Origin of the sequence: Blautia sp. OM06-15AC, from assembly GCF_003481425.1 — a bacterium.
GTDB classification, from domain to species: domain Bacteria; phylum Bacillota; class Clostridia; order Lachnospirales; family Lachnospiraceae; genus Fusicatenibacter; species Fusicatenibacter saccharivorans.
In genome coordinates, this window is record NZ_QULD01000002.1 from 90,238 (window position 1) to 107,221 (window position 16,984).

At 41.9% G+C, this 16,984-nt stretch carries 15 protein-coding genes, 1 tRNA gene and 1 pseudogene; 16 read left to right on the top strand and 1 reads right to left on the bottom strand.

Annotated elements, in window-relative coordinates:
• Positions 1-29 precede the first annotated feature (29 nt).
• The 5 genes from DXB83_RS04055 (at position 30) to DXB83_RS04075 (ending at position 6,184) form a co-directional block, all read left to right on the top strand.
• The gene (locus DXB83_RS04055; RefSeq protein ID WP_118697279.1) at positions 30-968 is read left to right on the top strand and encodes an ABC transporter permease; all 939 of its coding nucleotides are present in this window, start codon (positions 30-32) and stop codon (positions 966-968) included.
• Positions 969-984: 16 nt separating this feature from the next.
• Positions 985-1,878 (top strand): carbohydrate ABC transporter permease, encoded by an 894-nt coding sequence (locus DXB83_RS04060; protein ID WP_118697337.1) that lies wholly within the window; start codon positions 985-987, stop codon positions 1,876-1,878.
• 21 nt (positions 1,879-1,899) lie between these two features.
• Positions 1,900-3,579: an ABC transporter substrate-binding protein gene (locus DXB83_RS04065; RefSeq protein ID WP_118697280.1), complete on the top strand. Its 1,680-nt coding sequence runs from the start codon at positions 1,900-1,902 to the stop codon at positions 3,577-3,579.
• Between the two features lie 25 nt (positions 3,580-3,604).
• Positions 3,605-5,089 (top strand): glycoside hydrolase family 32 protein, encoded by a 1,485-nt coding sequence (locus DXB83_RS04070; protein WP_118697281.1) that lies wholly within the window; start codon positions 3,605-3,607, stop codon positions 5,087-5,089.
• 135 nt (positions 5,090-5,224) lie between these two features.
• Positions 5,225-6,184 carry a carbohydrate kinase family protein gene (locus tag DXB83_RS04075; RefSeq protein ID WP_118697282.1) on the top strand — a complete coding sequence of 320 codons (960 nt, stop codon included), beginning with the start codon at positions 5,225-5,227 and terminating at the stop codon, positions 6,182-6,184.
• Between the two features lie 153 nt (positions 6,185-6,337).
• Here the strand turns inward: DXB83_RS04075 and DXB83_RS04085 are convergent, their stop codons facing one another.
• On the bottom strand, positions 6,338-6,700 hold the full coding sequence (locus tag DXB83_RS04085; protein WP_243105430.1) for a DegV family protein: 363 nt from the start codon (positions 6,698-6,700) through the stop codon (positions 6,338-6,340).
• 119 nt (positions 6,701-6,819) lie between these two features.
• Here DXB83_RS04085 and DXB83_RS04090 point away from each other — a divergent pair, with 119 nt between their 5' ends.
• From DXB83_RS04090 to DXB83_RS04140, 11 genes and pseudogenes are all read left to right on the top strand, one after another.
• On the top strand, positions 6,820-7,119 hold the full coding sequence (locus DXB83_RS04090) for a hypothetical protein (protein WP_243105425.1): 300 nt from the start codon (positions 6,820-6,822) through the stop codon (positions 7,117-7,119).
• Positions 7,103-7,645, top strand: coding sequence for a fibronectin type III-like domain-contianing protein (locus DXB83_RS16820; RefSeq protein ID WP_243108846.1), 543 nt, complete (start codon positions 7,103-7,105; stop codon positions 7,643-7,645). Before DXB83_RS04090 ends, DXB83_RS16820 begins: the two co-directional genes overlap by 17 nt.
• A gap of 57 nt (positions 7,646-7,702) precedes the next feature.
• On the top strand, positions 7,703-8,641 hold the full coding sequence (locus tag DXB83_RS16825; RefSeq protein ID WP_243108849.1) for a glycoside hydrolase family 3 N-terminal domain-containing protein: 939 nt from the start codon (positions 7,703-7,705) through the stop codon (positions 8,639-8,641).
• Between the two features lie 28 nt (positions 8,642-8,669).
• A complete protein-coding gene (locus DXB83_RS04100) occupies positions 8,670-8,930 on the top strand; it encodes a hypothetical protein (RefSeq protein ID WP_243108851.1) in 261 nt (86 codons plus the stop codon).
• Positions 8,931-8,956: 26 nt separating this feature from the next.
• Positions 8,957-11,041 (top strand): annotated as a pseudogene (locus DXB83_RS04105) (beta-glucosidase).
• Positions 11,038-11,628: a hypothetical protein gene (locus DXB83_RS04110; protein WP_118697283.1), complete on the top strand. Its 591-nt coding sequence runs from the start codon at positions 11,038-11,040 to the stop codon at positions 11,626-11,628. The pseudogene DXB83_RS04105 and the gene DXB83_RS04110 overlap by 4 nt, the downstream one beginning before the upstream one ends.
• A 506-nt stretch (positions 11,629-12,134) precedes the next feature.
• Positions 12,135-12,602, top strand: a complete 468-nt coding sequence (locus DXB83_RS04115) for an Hsp20/alpha crystallin family protein (protein WP_117801853.1) — start codon at positions 12,135-12,137, stop codon at positions 12,600-12,602.
• A 238-nt stretch (positions 12,603-12,840) separates the two neighbouring features.
• The gene (locus DXB83_RS04120; RefSeq protein ID WP_118697284.1) at positions 12,841-14,430 is read left to right on the top strand and encodes an ABC transporter substrate-binding protein; all 1,590 of its coding nucleotides are present in this window, start codon (positions 12,841-12,843) and stop codon (positions 14,428-14,430) included.
• A gap of 337 nt (positions 14,431-14,767) precedes the next feature.
• Positions 14,768-15,946: a cation diffusion facilitator family transporter gene (locus tag DXB83_RS04130; protein WP_117510056.1), complete on the top strand. Its 1,179-nt coding sequence runs from the start codon at positions 14,768-14,770 to the stop codon at positions 15,944-15,946.
• 135 nt (positions 15,947-16,081) lie between these two features.
• Positions 16,082-16,153: transfer RNA gene (locus tag DXB83_RS04135), tRNA-Gln, on the top strand.
• Between the two features lie 78 nt (positions 16,154-16,231).
• Positions 16,232-16,936, top strand: coding sequence for an acyl-[acyl-carrier-protein] thioesterase (locus tag DXB83_RS04140; protein WP_117510057.1), 705 nt, complete (start codon positions 16,232-16,234; stop codon positions 16,934-16,936).
• The last annotated feature ends 48 nt before the right edge of the window (positions 16,937-16,984 follow it).

A 16,984-nucleotide genomic window follows, 5' to 3' on the forward strand; every position in this document is an offset into this window, starting at 1 on the left:
TAAAATCAATGGAATGGAGGAAGAAGTGCATGAAAAGAATGCAAAATCAAGCAAAGTCCGTAAGCAAGCGAACGTGGAGAGAAAAGATGACTTATGTGAAGAAAAACTGGCAGTTATATCTTTTTTTCCTGATGCCGGGACTTTTACTGACAATTATTTTTAAGTATCTCCCGATGGGAGGTCTTCTGATTGCTTTTGAAGATTACAATGTAATAAAAGGAGTTCTTGGTAGTCCCTGGGTAGGGCTTGAGTATTTCAGACGATTCTTATCTTCACCAGATTTTATGAACTATCTGATGAATACGTTGAAATTGAGTATCTATGGATTACTGTGGGGATTTCCGGTTCCAATCATTCTTGCATTGCTTCTGAATCGTATTCGTAAGACCGGAATTAAGAAGAAAGTGCAGCTTTTGATCTATATGCCAAACTTTATTTCAGTCATCGTGCTTTGTGGTATGGTTCGTATGCTTTTATCTCCTGTAGGCCCACTGAATAAAGTATTAGGAATCAGTACAAACTGGATGACAATGCCTTCTGCATTCCGGACAATTTACATTGCAAGTGGAATCTGGCAGACCGCAGGATGGGCATCTATCATGTACACAGCAGCACTGGCGAATGCCAGCAAGGAGCTGGAAGAAGCAGCCCTCATGGATGGAGCGAATCTTCTGCAGCAGATCTGGTATGTAGAATTGCCGGCAATTAAGAATATCATTGTAATTCAGTTTATTTTGCAGGCTGGAAATATCATGAGTATTGGTTTCGAAAAAGCTTATGCTTTACAGACAGATATGAACCTTCCGGCATCAGAAATCCTGTCTACATATGTATACCGTATTGGACTTCTGAATGGAGACTATGGATATTCGACAGCGGTAGGTCTTTTCAATTCAGTTGTAAATGTTATCTTGCTGATCTTTGTGAACTGGGTTGTTAAGAAACTGAATGATGGAGAAGGATTATAGAAAAGAGGGAGAAGAGATGGAGAAAAAAAAGAGAAAATATTCAAGGACAGACAAAGTAATCCTTGGAATCGGATTTACTATTCTTGGTTTATTCGTCCTTTCTATAGCGATACCGATTATTTATGTAGTACTCGCATCCTTTATGGATCCTACTGTTTTGAATAACCAGGGATTGAGTTTTAACACCAAGGACTGGACATTAGACGCATATCGAAGAGTATTAGAGAACGAAATGATCTGGCGTGGATTTTTGAATTCCTTCCTGTATTCACTTGCATTTGCAGTAATTTCTGTTTTTGTGACATTACTGGCTGCGTATCCACTGTCAAAGAAGGAATTTGTAGGAAGAGACTTTTTCAATGTTATTTTCCTGATCACAATGTTCTTTGGTGGTGGAATGATTCCTACATTTATCCTGATCAATCAGCTGCACATGGTTAATACAGTGTGGGCAATCCTGATTCCAGGAGCATTTAATGTATGGAATATGATTCTTGCCAGAACTTATTATCAGTCAATCCCGACAGAATTAAGAGAAGCATCTGCGATTGACGGTGCAAATGAGATCCAGCATTTCTTTAAAATCATGCTTCCGGTATGTAAGCCAATCATCGCAGTACTGGCACTCTGGTCTTTTGTTGGAATGTGGAACAGTTATTTCGATGCAATGATTTATCTGAATGATGCAAATCTTCAGCCATTACAGCTGGTACTCCGTTCCATCCTGGTACAGAATACACCACAGCCTGGAATGATCGCTGATATTCAGAGTACAGCAGAAATGGCAAAAGTAGCAGAACAGCTGAAATATGCAACGATCGTAGTATCAAGTTTACCACTGTTAGTAATGTACCCATTCTTCCAGAAATACTTTGATGAAGGAATTATGGTCGGATCGGTAAAAGGCTAATAAGAAAGGAACGATACAGATATGAAGAAAAGAAAAGTAAATGCATTGCTTGCAATTGTACTGTCCCTGACGATGATGGTGGGAGTTGCAGGATGTGGAAAAAAGCAGCAGCTTGAGGCTGAAATTGATCCGGGTACACCTGTATCGGAGGTGCAGTTTCCATTAAAGGAAACTGCAGAGCTTTCCTTTATTACAAGTGCACCGGCTACATCAACACAGGATCCGAATGAACGAGTAATTTTTCAGCGAATGGAAGAGCAGACCAATGTTCATATTGACTGGACTTGTTTTGTATCGGATCAGTTCTCTGATAAGAAGAATCTGGCGCTTGCACAATTTGGAAATCTGCCAGATGGATTATTCAATGCCGGAATGAGTGATTATGATCTGTTGCGTTATGCAAAACAGGGGATTATCATTCCGCTGGAAAATCTGATAGATAAATATATGCCGAATTTACAGGCAGTGTTTGAAAAATATCCAGAATACAGGACAATGTGCACCGCACCAGATGGACATATTTATTCCTTCCCATGGATTGAACAGCTTGGTTCTGGGAAAGAAGCCATTCAGGCAATCGGAGATATTCCGTATATTAATAAAAAATGGTTGGATTATCTAGGACTCGAGATTCCGACAACAACAGATGAACTGGAACAGGTATTGATTCAATTCCGTGATCATGCAGATGAGCTTGAAAAAGAATTTTCGATTGAAGGTGCTGTGATTCCAATGTCATTTATCATCAATAATGGTGACCAGGATCCGGCAATTCTGCTCAATGGATTTGGAGAAGGCTATGGAGATACAGGAGATCATTTCGCTGTAACGGACGAAGGAAAAGTTATTTATACAACCGTTCAGGAAGGATACAAAGAAGGAATTGAGTGGTTACATAAACTTGTAACAGAGGATCTGGTCGACCCGGAAGCATTTACACAAGAGTGGTCTACTTATGTCGCCAAAGGAAAGAATCACCGCTATGGTCTCTGCTTTACATGGGATATCGCCAATATTGATAATAATGAAGATTATGTTATGCTGCCGGCTCTGACAGGACCAGATGGTATGCGGAACATTACAAGACAGAATAACAGTGAAACAAGTGGATATGATCGTGGAAGATGTGTTCTTACATCCAGCTGCCGTAACACAGCACTTGCTGCTGCATGGATCGATCAGATGTATGCACCACTTCAGTCACCGCAGAATAACTGGGGAACTTATGGAGAGAAGGATTCCTTTAACATTTTTGAACTGTCTACCAATAAAGATGGTGGAGAAATGCTGAAACACATGGATCTGGGGGATCAGTCTCCGGTAGAAGTACGTGAAGCACAATCTGTAAATGGTCCTCTTGCAGTTCTGAATGAATATTATGACGTCTATGTAACACAGCCAGAGGATGCAAAATGGCGTCTGGACAATATGCATGAAACTTATTTACAGGATATGAACAGTAAATATGTTTATCCAAACGTATTCATGAGCATTGATGATACCAATAAAGTATCTCAGTATGATACAGATATCAAAAAATATGCAGAACAGAAGAAAGCAGACTGGATCCTGAATGGCGGAATTGAAAAAGAGTGGGATTTTTATCTGAAGAAAATGGAACAGTATGGACTTTCTGATTATATTTCAATTAAACAGAAATACTTTGATGAGTATCAGAAGTCGTTGAGTGAAGAAAAATAACGATACAAACAACAGGAGAATTTTCATGAGTGAGATGTTAGAAAAGGCTAGAAAATATGAAGCTGAACAGGGGCTGCAGATAAAAGCAGAGGATCGACCGGCTTTTCATGTGAGTCCATATGTTGGATGGATGAATGATCCAAATGGTTTTTCCTGCTATCAGGGAGAGTATCATTTGTTTTACCAGTATAATCCATATGATACACATTGGAACAGTATGCACTGGGGCCATGTGGTAAGTAAAGATCTGCTTCACTGGGAATATCTTCCGGCAGCTCTGGCACCGGATGAAGATTATGATAAGATAGGATGTTTTTCAGGAAGTGCAATAGAACTGGACGACGGCAGACAGCTGCTGATTTATACTGCTGTAGATCAGGAGACGCTTGAAGATGGAACGGCAAGGGATATTCAGACACAGGCAGTGGCTGTTGGAGATGGAAAAAATTATAAGAAATATGAAAAGAATCCGGTTCTGACAGCTAAAGACTTGCCGGAAGGTGCAAGTAAAGTGGATTTCCGGGATCCAAAGATCTGGAAAGAAAAAGATGGGTACTTCTATTGTGTGATCGGAAGCCGTCCGGCAGATGGAAGTGGACAGATTCTTCTTTATAAAAGTGCAGATGGATTTGAATGGGAATTTGTCAGTGTACTGGCAGAAAATAAAAAACGTTATGGAAAGATGTGGGAGTGTCCGGACTTTTTCGAATTAGATGGAAAACATGTTCTTCTGACAAGTCCACAGGACATGTTGCCGGAAGGACTGGAGTTCCATAATGGAAATGGGACCTTATGTATCATCGGAGAGATGGATCCGGAGACACATACCTTAAAAGAAGAGACAGTACAAAGCGTCGATTATGGAATGGATTATTATGCAATGCAGACTTTGCTTGCACCGGATGGCCGTAGAATTATGATTGCCTGGATGCAGAACTGGGATACGACTGCTCATCGTTGTAATGACTCAAAATGGTTTGCGCAAATGAGTCTGCCGAGAGAAGTGTCTGTCAAAAACGGAAGACTTTATCAGACTCCGATCAAAGAACTCGATGCAATGCGTAAAGACAGAGTTGAGTACAACGATGTAGTAATAGATAATGATGCGATCACATTAGACAAAATCGAAGGACGAACTATAGATATGGAACTTGTGATACGTCCGGAAGATAAAGAAAATGTGTATAAGAAATTTGTATTACGTTTTGCACAAAATGAGAAGTTTTATACAGAATTAAGTTTCCGCCCGGATGAGTCTGTCCTGAAAATTGACAGAAAATTTTCAGGAACCGAACGAGCATTAGTTCATCAGAGAAGGTGTCTGGTAAATGGCGATGCCAATGAATTAAAGCTTCGTGTGATCTTGGATAGATTCAGTGCTGAAATATTTATTAATGACGGTGAGCAGGTTATGTCTGCTGTTATATTTACAGAACAAGAGGCAAAAGGAATTTCATTCTTTGCTGAAGGTGCAGCTAAAATCGATATAGTGAAATACAATCTGGTTTAGGACAAAAATTATATTGAAATTGAAGATGCATGGATAATGATAGGGGATTCCTGAAACGGGAATCCCTTTTGCATATAGGAGCATAGTATCAATGATAGAAGAAATGTCGTTTTTTGCGGCAGAATGGAGAATATGATGAAAAAATATGATGTAGTGGCACTTGGAGAATTGTTAATTGATTTTACAGAAAATGGAAAAAGTAATCAGGGAAACCCACTTTTTGAGGCAAATCCAGGAGGCGCACCCTGCAATGTACTTGCAATGCTGACGAAACTAGGACATAAGACGGCATTCATCGGAAAAGTAGGTGAAGACTTTTTCGGAGAACAGCTGAGAGATGTGATAACAGAAGTAGGGATTGATGCAAAAGGATTATGTACAGACAAGGAAATCCATACAACACTGGCAATGGTGCATACTTATCCGGATGGAGACAGAGATTTCTCATTTTATCGAAATCCGGGAGCAGACATGATGTTGAATAAAACGGAAGTTCAGGCAGAACTTATTAAAGAAACAAAAATCTTCCATTTCGGAACATTGTCTATGACACATGAAGGAGTACGTGAAGCAACAAAAGAAGCAATCCGTATTGCAGAAGAGTCTGGTGCAGTTATTTCTTTTGATCCGAACTTACGTCCACCTCTTTGGAATTCTTTGGATGAGGCAAAGGAACAGGTATTATATGGATTAGCACACTGTCATATTCTGAAAATTTCAGATAATGAGATTCAGTGGCTGACAGGTGAAGAAGATTATACTGCCGGGGTAAACTGGATCAGAGAAAGATATCAGATTCAGTTGATTCTTGTATCTATGGGGAAAGAAGGAAGTCGTGCATACTATAACGGAACGATGGTAGAAGTAAAACCGTTCCTTCAGAAAAATACAATTGAGACAACAGGAGCAGGAGATACATTCTGTGGTTGTGTATTACATTATATTTGTGAACACGGAATGGAAGGTTTAGATGAAAATAAACTAAAGGAAATGTTGACTTTTGCAAATGCAGCAGCATCTGTGATCACAACAAGAAAAGGAGCATTGCGTGTAATGCCGACGAGGGATGAAATTCAGAAAACATGTGAAATGTGAAGATGACATTCTGAAACTTTCTGTTCCGAAGAAAGCACCGAAAGTCGTTGAAGAAAAAGATGGTTATATCGCAATTGAAGGTTAACTTCCATTGCTTATTCTCCCCATATATAGCCGGGATCCGAAAGGATCCCGGCCTTTTTGTGTGAAGAATTATGACTGGACCAGTTCTCTGTCTTTGCCGATAAAGAAAAGGGCAATTGTATCAGGACCGACATGACTTCCGGTGCAGAAGTCGTAAGATGTGTTGATAAAATCACGTATGTTGATTTTTTCTCTTATTTTATCCATGATATAAAGAGAATCTTCGTAAGCGTCGGCATGTGCAATATCGATGATCTGTTCTTCAGGTTTTATAATATTATCACAAACCAGATTGATCAGAGTATTCAGGGCTGCTTTACGTCCACGGACATTTTTATAAGTTACAATATAGCCATCTTTGTTTCCTCTGAGAATAGGCTTGATTTTGAGAACATTTCCGATAGTGGCTATTAATGTGACAAATTGTAACACCAAATTTAAAACATTTCAATAGCTTATGCTGACCAGAATCACGTACCAAATCTTTACGTGCGTTCGACTTGAATTTATACTAAAATAAGAGAATAAATAAGAATCAGGAGCAATAAGAAATGAACCAGAAAGATTTTAAAAACAAAAGTGAGATGCAGATATTCCTGTCATATTTTAGACCACACAGGAAGCTGTTTTTGCTGGATATGGTATGTGCTCTGGCAATAGCAGTAATAGATCTGGCATTTCCGTTTATTTCTAGGTGGTGTATGTACAAGCTGCTGCCGGATAATGCGTGGAGGACATTCTGGACGGTAATGGTCGTTGTGTTCTGTGCGTATATCCTGCGGTCAGTTTTTACCTATATTATTACTTACTGGGGACATAGCTGGAAAAGATGTTGTGGAAGTTTATTATAACCCGCCATATACCAATGGAGGAATTGAGAAATCAACGGCAAATCTTATTGGATATGAGAAAACAAATGAATTGAAACCAGGTGAATCACAGACGGTAACAATTTCTTTTACAGCTGAGGACATGGCTTCTTATGATTACCTGGAAAATGGATGCTACGTGCTGGAAGCAGGAGATTATGAGATCAGTATCAACAGCGATTCTCATAATGTGATCGATTCTGTTACTTATACAGTAGATGAAGATATTGTTTATGATGAGGCAAATCCACGTTCGACAGACTTGACTGCTGCTGTAAATCAATTCGGTTATGCAGACGGACATCTTACCTATTTATCACGTAAAGATGGCTTCAAGAGTTATGATGAAACAACAGCTGCACCTGCGAGCACGTCTATGCCGGAGGATTTAAAAGAGGGATTTATTGTAACTTCCAACTATGAAATGCCGGAAATTCCAGATGCCGAAATGCCTGTGACTGGTGCGGATAATGGAATGAAACTGACGGAGCTTCGCGGTGCAGATTAAGATGATGAGCGTTGGGAAACACTTCTGGATCAGCTTATAATTGATGAGATGCAGAATATGATCGCCCATGCCGGATTCCAGACTGCAGAAGCAAAAAGCGTTGAAAAAGTTGCTACTGTTGACTGCGATGGACCATCCGCTGTGAGCAATAACTTTACAGGTGCAGGTTCTGTAGGATTCCCGTCAAATGTTATGATCGCCTGCACATGGAATAAGGATTTAGCTCATACATACGGATATGATATGGGAAAAATGGCTACAGAACTTGGTTGCTCTGGATGGTATGCACCATCTATGAACCTTCATAGAAGTGCATTTGGTGGGCGTACATATGAGTACCCGTCAGAGGACCCAATCATTGCAGGAACTATGTCTGCACAGGTTGTAAATGGTGCTGCTGAGAATGGTGTTTATGCATATATGAAACATTTTGCAATGAACGAGCAGGAGACAAACCGTTGGATTATGATCTGCACTTGGTCAAATGAACAGGCAATGCGTGAACTGTATTTGAAACCATTCGAAATCTGTGTAAAAAACAGCAATATTACAGCTACAATGTCTTCCTTTAACTACATTGGAAATGTGTGGGCTGGCGGAAATTACGAACTGCAGACAACGCTTCTCCGTGATGAATGGGGATTCAAAGGCTTTGTAGAAACCGACTATTTTGCTGGTGCATTTAACATGAATGCAGATCAGGTAATCGCAACTGGCGGTTCCTGCTGTTTGTCTACATTTGATGTAGGAACAAACTTTGTTACAGATACATCTGACCCATCCACAGTTCAGTATATGAGAACTGCCTGCAAGAACATTATGTATACTGTTGTGAACAGTAATGCATATGCTGGTGAAACATCTTTAACACTGGCATTGTGGATGAAAATCATGGTTGGTGTGGACGTGGCAGTAGCTGTTATCCTGATTCTTCTGGAAGTAGTTCTGGTGAAGAAATATAAGAAGAGAAAAAGTGTGTTAATTGTTGTTGAGTAATAGATAGTGATGAATTCATGAAGATGCAATGCTGTCTACATTCAACGGAGAAGAGAACAATGTAGCCAATCCGGAGCATCCAACATCTGTACTTCAGATGAGAAATGCCTGCAAAAATGTCATGTATACAGTTGTAAGCAGCTGGGCTTATGATGGAGAACACGAAGAAACAGGTATGGAAAACTGGAAGAAAGCAGGAATTGGTATCGATATTGTAATAGCACTTTTCATGACAGGAATGGAAGTACTGGTAATCAGAGAATATAAGAAAAGAAAGAATGCTGAATAAAGATGAAAGTGGGATGGAAAACAGTTATGAAACAGCAAAAATTGGTTGAAAAGATGACAATAGAAGAAAAGGCAGCGTTCCTCAGTGGAAAAACTGTCTGGCAGACCAGAGAAATTGACCGGCTTTCCATTCCGTCCATCTTTCTTTCAGATGAACCGCATGGAATCAGAAAACAGGCAGGAGCAGGAGACCATCTGGGACTGAATGCATCCTTGAATGCAACTTGTTTTCCCACAGCAGCGACAATAGCTAACAGCTGGAATCAGGACCTGGGGGAAGAAATCGGACAGGCTCTTGGAGAGGAAGCAGCAAGTATGGATGTAAATATCCTGCTTGGTCTGGGATTAAATATTAAAAGAAGCCCATTATGTGGAAGAAATTTTGAATATTTTTCAGAAAATCCATATCTTTCCGGGAAGATGGCAGCGTCATATATTCGTGGAATACAGAGTAAAGGCGTATATGCCTGCCCGAAGCATCTGGCGGTTAATAGTCAGGAACTTCGGAGAATGGCAATGGACGCAGTTGTTGACGAACGGACATTAAGAGAAATATATCTGACCGGTTTTGAGATAGCTGTTAAAGAAGGACACGCAAAAGCAATCATGAGCAGTTACAACCAGATTAATGGGATTTATGCTAATGAGGACAAACATCTTTTGACAGACATCCTGCGCAAAGACTGGGGCGGAAGCAATGACCATGTGAAAGGTGTTGCTGCCGGCTCAAATCTGGAGATGCCGTCCTGTGGGTACGATTCTGCAAGAGAAGTGATTGCTGCTGTCCAAAGTGGAAAGCTGAAGGAAGCGGATTTGGATGAAAGAGTTGGAGAATTGGTGGATGCAGTGATGGAGCTGACATCAGGGAAGAAGCTTTCAAATAAAAACTTTGACAGAAACGCACATCATCAACTGGCAAAGAAAGCAGCAGCAGAAAGCATGATTCTTCTGAAAAATGAAAAACAGATTCTTCCGCTGGATACAAAAAAATCCATCGCTGTTATTGGAGATTTTGCTTTTTCACCCAGATATCAGGGGGCAGGATCTTCTATGGTCAATCCAACAAAAGTAGAAGATATGTCATCAATTTTGCAACAATATGATCTGAATATTCTGGGAATGACAAGAGGCTATCAGAGAAATGGAGATGTAGATGAGAATGATAGAAAGTTTGCATTAAATTTATCTATGAACGCGGATATTGTGATTTTCTGCTTTGGTCTTGATGAGATCAGTGAATCAGAAGGACTGGACAGAACCCATATGCGTATTCCGCAGGATCAGATAGATCTTTTGCAGGATATCAGCAAAGTGAATGAAAATATTATTGGAATATTGAGTGCAGGATCTGCGATAGAAATGCCATGGCACACCTGCTGCAAAGCGATTTTGCATGGCTATCTGAATGGACAGGCAGGCGCTTCTGCAACATTGGATATTCTGACCGGAAAAAGAACTGAAAGGTTTTGCAAAAGTTTATTTAAAGGCAGGAGAAAGCAGACAGATCAGAATTCCCTTTGATGATAAGACATTCCGTTATTGGAATATAAAAACAGGACAGTGGGAAACAGAAACAGGAACTTATCAGATTATGGTAGGTGCCAGTGTTGCAGATATTCGTTTAACAGGTATGACCGAGAGAACAGGAAACAGTAAAGGATATCCTTATAATCCGGCAAAATGCCTTACTATTATACAGGAATCGTGCAGAAAATATCAGATGAGGAATTTCGTGAACTTCTTGGTCATGAGATACCGAATGGAAGATGGAGTGGAAATCTGGAAATCAATGATGCAATCTGTCAGATGTATTATGCAAAAAGCAGACTTGCAAGACTGATATATAGATGTCTCACAAAAATGAAAAAGAAGAGTGAGGCACAGGGAAAGCCGGATCTGAATATTCTTTTTATTTACAACATGCCATTTAGAGGTATTGCCAAAATGACCGGCGGGGCAGTCAGTATGGAAATGGTATATGGAATTGTCGATGCTGTGAATGGACACTTTATGCGTGGAGTAAAAAAAGTAGTTGGCGGATATTTCAGAAACAGAAGAAATAATAAGAAATATGAAAAATTATTAAAAGGAGCCGAAGGGAAGTGCAGATGAATCATATAAAAAATATATGGAAATGTTTTGAAGAGAAACATTCTGCTATTGCAAAATGGCTTTATCAGATATTCTATTTTGTTATATTCAGTATGGGCGTGACAGTATTCCAGTATCTTGTATTTACATTTTTACCAGGGATTTTGGGAATTGGACTGGCTGGTACAGAGTTTATGTGGCCAAAGGTTTCCATGAATCTGTTTGTAGTAAAATTTACATGGAGTTTGCTGGGGTATAATGTATTGCGTGATGCAACGGGAAATATACTGATCGGTGGTGGACTTGGCTATTTTATCAGTTATGAATTGGGGTCATTTCTTGCACAGTGTATCAATTTTCCACGTCAGAGAAATATTACTTTTAAAAGCCATGGAAATCCTGTATATCAGGCAATTTGGTATTTTGTTGCATGGGTGGTAATTTCACTGATTTGTAATGGATTTAATAATCTGTGGATGCCAGTTGCATCTGCATATGTGGCCCCGGCAGTCTATAACATGCTTGTGACAATTATTACAGGTGGAGTTTCCATGGTGATTTTTTTCTTTGTGTTTAAAATTATTTTCCCAGAGGGGAAGACTGAATAGAAGAAATTAGCAAGTATGCCTGAAATCTAATAATAAAAGAGATGAGGAGTAGTAAGAAAATCAGACAAATATATTTTTCCAAGAATTTGTCGTAAAAATGTGGTCAAACCAAGAAAATCGAGTGCGAAAGAGAATGTTACGCCATGCACAGCTCGGGAAAGAATTCCCTCGCTGTAGGGCTGTCGCCCTATAAAATAGCAAAAAAAGACGCCTTTGCAAGTAAACTAGCAGGGCGTCTTTTTTCAACATTTTGCATGGTTTGTAGCGTTCACAAATTCTTCACAAAATAATTAGCACTCACCTCTTGACAGTGCTAATAATAAGTGTTATATTACATCTAGAACAAAGGAAGAGGGATACAAAGAGAGGAAAAGAAGAAAACCTCCGGTATCCGGAAGCCTTTCCGTTCCAAAGAAACAGGTAAACAAAAAGATCCGGTGAAAAGAAAAACCGGAGAAAAAGCATGGATCAGGTTCCATGAGAAGAATAAGAAGGAGCGATGACTTATGTTAATGCCTAGTATTTTTGGAGAAAATTTATTTGATGACTTTTTCAACGATTTTCCGTTCTATGATTATGACAAAGAGATGAAGAATACAGAAAAGAAACTGTATGGCCGCAAAGCCAGCCATGTGATGAAAACAGATATTCGCGAGCTGGATAATGGCTACGAGGTAGTGGTTGACCTTCCGGGCTTCACGAAAGATGAAGTTCAGGCCACACTGGAAAATGGTTATCTGACCATCAGTGCAGAGAAAGGTCTTGACAAAGACGAGAAAGAAAAAGAGAACGGCCGCTACATCCGCAAAGAGCGTTACGCAGGTGCATGCAGCAGAAGCTTCTATGTAGGTGAAGATATTACCGAAGAGGATATCAAGGCTGAATTTAAACACGGTCTGCTGAAACTCTTCGTACCGAAGAAGGAAGCAAAACCGGCTGTGGAGCAGAAAAAGACAATCTCCATTGAAGGATAAAAGAAAAAAAGCAAAAGCGTTTGCCGCCCGGGAATGTTAAAATTCCCGGGCGGCAAAATTTTTATCTTTTCCGGTACATCCCGAGGGAAAGAATCCGGAATACGCGGGGCGGATATACGTGATTTTCGAATTCGGAAAATAAATTGTATACAATAATGTACTTGCTATTTGGGAACAGGTCCGATACAATAGGCGTGACAATTACAAAATGAGAGAACTCGTATCAAAAGGAGAAATCATGAAGAAAAGAAGAAGCGTACTTGCGCTGCTTTTAGTTGCAGCTCTTACTGTTGTACTTGGCGGATGCCAGGATGGCAAGGATGGGAAAGCAGATTCTTCCGATACCACAAGTTCTCAGGTATCAACGGAATCAACCCCGACAGGGGAACCTGTTATGGGAGGTTCCATCACGGTAGGAATTCCTCAGGACATTGAGGATAGTCTTGACCCACACAAATCTGTTGCGGCAGGAACGAAAGAAATCCTATTCAATATTTATGAGGGCCTTGTAAAGCCCGATGAAGAAGGAAATCTGAACGATGCGGTGGCAGAGAGCCATTCGATCTCGGAGGATGGAAAGGTTTATACCTTCAAGCTCCGGAATGGTGTCAAATTCCACGATGGAACGACCGTCACTGCAGAGGATGTAAAATATTCAATCGAACGCTGTGCGGGTATCAACGGAGACGGAACGCCTCTGGTAGAGGCATTTTCCAATGTGGACAAGGTTGAAATTCCGGACGAGAGCACGATCGACATCTATTTAAAAGAGGCAGACACCGAGTTTCTTGCCTATCTGACGGTAGCGATTGTACCTGAGCATGTGGAAGATCTGGAAGCAGATCCGGTCGGAACAGGCCCGTTCCACTATGTATCACGATCCCCGCAGGAAAACATTGTCCTTGAAAAATTCAGCGATTACTGGGATACGGAAAATCAGGCGTATCTGGCCAAGGTAACATTTCGAATTGTCAAGGACAGCAATGCAGTCGTAACAAACCTGAAATCCGGTACACTGGACATGTATGCACGTCTCAGTTCCACACAGACAGCGCAGCTTGCCGAAGATTCCGATTTTACGATTTATGACGGCGGTATGAACCTGGTACAGGCGCTGTATCTGAACAATGCCGTGGAACCGCTCAACAATGTGAAGGTGCGCCAGGCGCTGTGCTATGCGGCAAACCGCCAGGAAGTGCTGGATATGATTGCGGACGGAAAAGGAACGATCATCGGAAGCAGCATGTTCCCGGCATTTGGAAAATATTATGTGCCGGAACTGTCAGAGCGATATAATCAGGATATTGAGAAGGCAAAAGAACTGTTAAAAGAAGCCGGATACCCAGATGGATTTGAGCTTACGATTACAGTGCCGAACAATTATCAGCAGCATATCGATACAGCCCAGGTTCTGGTAGAGCAGCTTAAAGCGATCGGTGTTACTGCCAAAATTCAGCAGGTCGAGTGGGACAGCTGGCTGTCGGATGTATATGCAGACCGGAAGTTCCAGTCCACGGTTGTCGGCGTTGATGCGGCATATCTGACCGGACGCGCGTTGCTGGAACGGTTTACCTCAACATCATCCAAGAACTTTATCAACTACAGCAACGAAGAGTATGATAAACTGTATCAGCAGGTTAAGACCAGCACGGATGAAGAGGAGCAGGTTGAGATTTACAAAAAAATGGAAACACTGCTCTGTGACGATGCGGCAAACCTGTATATCGAGGATATGGCATGTGAGGTTGCACTTCGGAGCGATTTTGCGGGCTATCGGTTCTATCCGCTGTATGTGCAGGATATGGCGAAAATTTATAAAGTAAAATAGTAGCTATTCCGTTACGGCTCGCTGGGTACCGGTGGGCGGTAACGCTATTTCAGGCAGGAAAAAGAAAAACTCTCATTCGATTGTCAAATCTGCCTGAAAAGAGATAAAATCTGAAAAAACAGAGAAAAAGCGGCGCAGAATTGCTGAAAAGAAGCAGTCTGCGTTGCTTTTTCTCTCTGTCGATAGAATCTCCGAAAATATGTTAGGCTTGACTTTTTTTTCAACACTGCCTACTATAGAAAAAGACAGAAAAAACATAAGGGCTTCGCGGCGATGCGTGAGGCCCTTTTTATCTAAGCTAATGTTTCTGAATGTATTGTGGAAAGAAGGGGAACCCATGACAGATTTTCTGGTAAGATGTTTTGTAAAAGAGTATGAGAACACTGACAATGCGGATGTGCGGACGAGATATGGTATTTTATCCAGTATGGTAGGAATCTGCTGCAATGTATTGCTGTTTGCCGCCAAGCTGCTGATCGGTGTTGGGATGCATTCTCTGGCGATCATGGCGGATGCGTTCAATAACCTTTCCGATGCGGCATCTTCGGTCATCAGCTTTGTTGGTGTCAAGATGGCAAACAAACCGGCCGACAAAGAGCATCCGTTCGGGCATGGACGGATCGAGTATATTGCAGCGCTGATCGTTTCGTTTCTGGTTATTGAAGTCGGCTTTACGTTTTTAAAGAGCTCCCTGGAGAAAATTCGCAATCCGGAAGAGATCACATTTCAGATGGTTCCGTTTTTGATTCTGGTGCTCTCGGTTGGTGTAAAGCTGTGGATGGCGCTTTTCAACCGAAAACTGGGAAACCGCATTCAGTCGAAGGTGATGCTGGCAACGTCGGCGGATTCCATGGGCGACGTGATCACGACGAGCGCAACGATCGCTTCTATATTGATCTGCCATTTCCTTTCGGTTAATATCGACGCAATCGCAGGACTTGTTGTGGCGGTACTCGTTATGTGGTCCGGTATTTCCATTGCAAAAGATACATTGGAACCGCTGATCGGGCAGGGCGCGGATCCGGATCTGTATGCACGGATCATGAAAGAGGTTGCTTCCTATGAAGGAATTGTAGGAACCCATGATCTGATTGTCCACAACTACGGGCCTGGCAGAAGTATGGCATCGATCCATGCGGAGGTGCCGCGAGATGTCGATATCGAGGTATCGCATGATATTATCGACCGCATTGAACATGAGGTCGGCAAAAAATTGGGGATTCTGCTGGTCATCCACATGGATCCGGTGGAGATCCACGATGCGACGGTTCTTGCGACAAAGGAGAAGGTAAGAAACGTAATTTCCATTCTCGATCCGGAGCTTTCCTTCCACGATTTCCGTATGATCAACGGGGCGGAGAAAAAGAAGCTGATTTTTGATCTTGAAATCCCGTATTCTTATAAGAAGAAAGACTGTGATCGCGTGATCGGGCAGATCGGGGCGCTGATGAAGGAAATGGATGAGAAGTATGAATGCGTCGTCAACATCGACAAAAAATACGTGGCGGGAGAGTGACAACGGCCGGGTTGAGCCGTCAAATCCCTTCCAAAATGTTCCAAAAGTCAGTTTTTTGAAAAAAATAAAAAAATTTCAAAAAAGGTGTTGACTTTTCTCTTGCGATAGTGTATTATACATTTTGTCGCAAGGCAATGGGCTATCGCCAAACGGTAAGGCAACGGACTCTGACTCCGTCAGTTCCTGGTTCGAATCCAGGTAGCCCAGCTCATTAAAAGGTCTCAGGTCTCGTACCTGAGGCCTTTTTCGATGCTCAAAAACAAATACAGCAGGAGGAACGAAACGATGAAGTATTCCTTTACGAGCAGAATCCGCTACAGCGAAATCGGTGAGGACGGAAATCTCACCCTGCCGGGGCTGATCAATTACTTTCAGGACTGCAGTACCTTCCAGTCGGAAGCGATCGGCGAGGGCGTTGCGGAGCTCAAAAAACGAGGCTGCGCCTGGGTGCTGTCCGCGTGGCAGATTCATGTGCGCCGCTATCCATCCCTTGGTGAAGCGGTAAAAATCACTACATGGGCGAGCGGCTTCAAAGGATTTCTTGGCATGCGTAACTTCACGATGGAAACAGAAGACGGCGAAATGCTCGCCTGTGCCAACTCCATCTGGTCTTACGTCAATATGGAAACGGGTCATCCCGTCCGCGCACCGAAAGAGACGACAGACGCCTATGGCATTGACGATCCGATCGACGAGGATTTCGGCGAGCGCAAAGTGAAAATGCCGGAAGCAGATTTCATCGGCGAACCGTTCCCGGTGCAGCCGCACAACCTCGATACGAACCACCACGTCAATAACGCACAGTTCATTTCCCTTGCCGGTGAATGCCTTCCGAAGAACTTCACCGTGCGCCGGATGCGCGCCGAATACAAACAGCAGGCGCACCTCGGCGATGTCCTGCATCCGCTGCGCGCCGAGACGGAAAACGGCTGTTTTATCTCGCTGAACGATGAAAAAGGACAGCCATACGTAGTTGTGGAATTTCAATGATTGTGGTACAATCGGAAAGAATAAGATACGAACGTAATAAACACAATG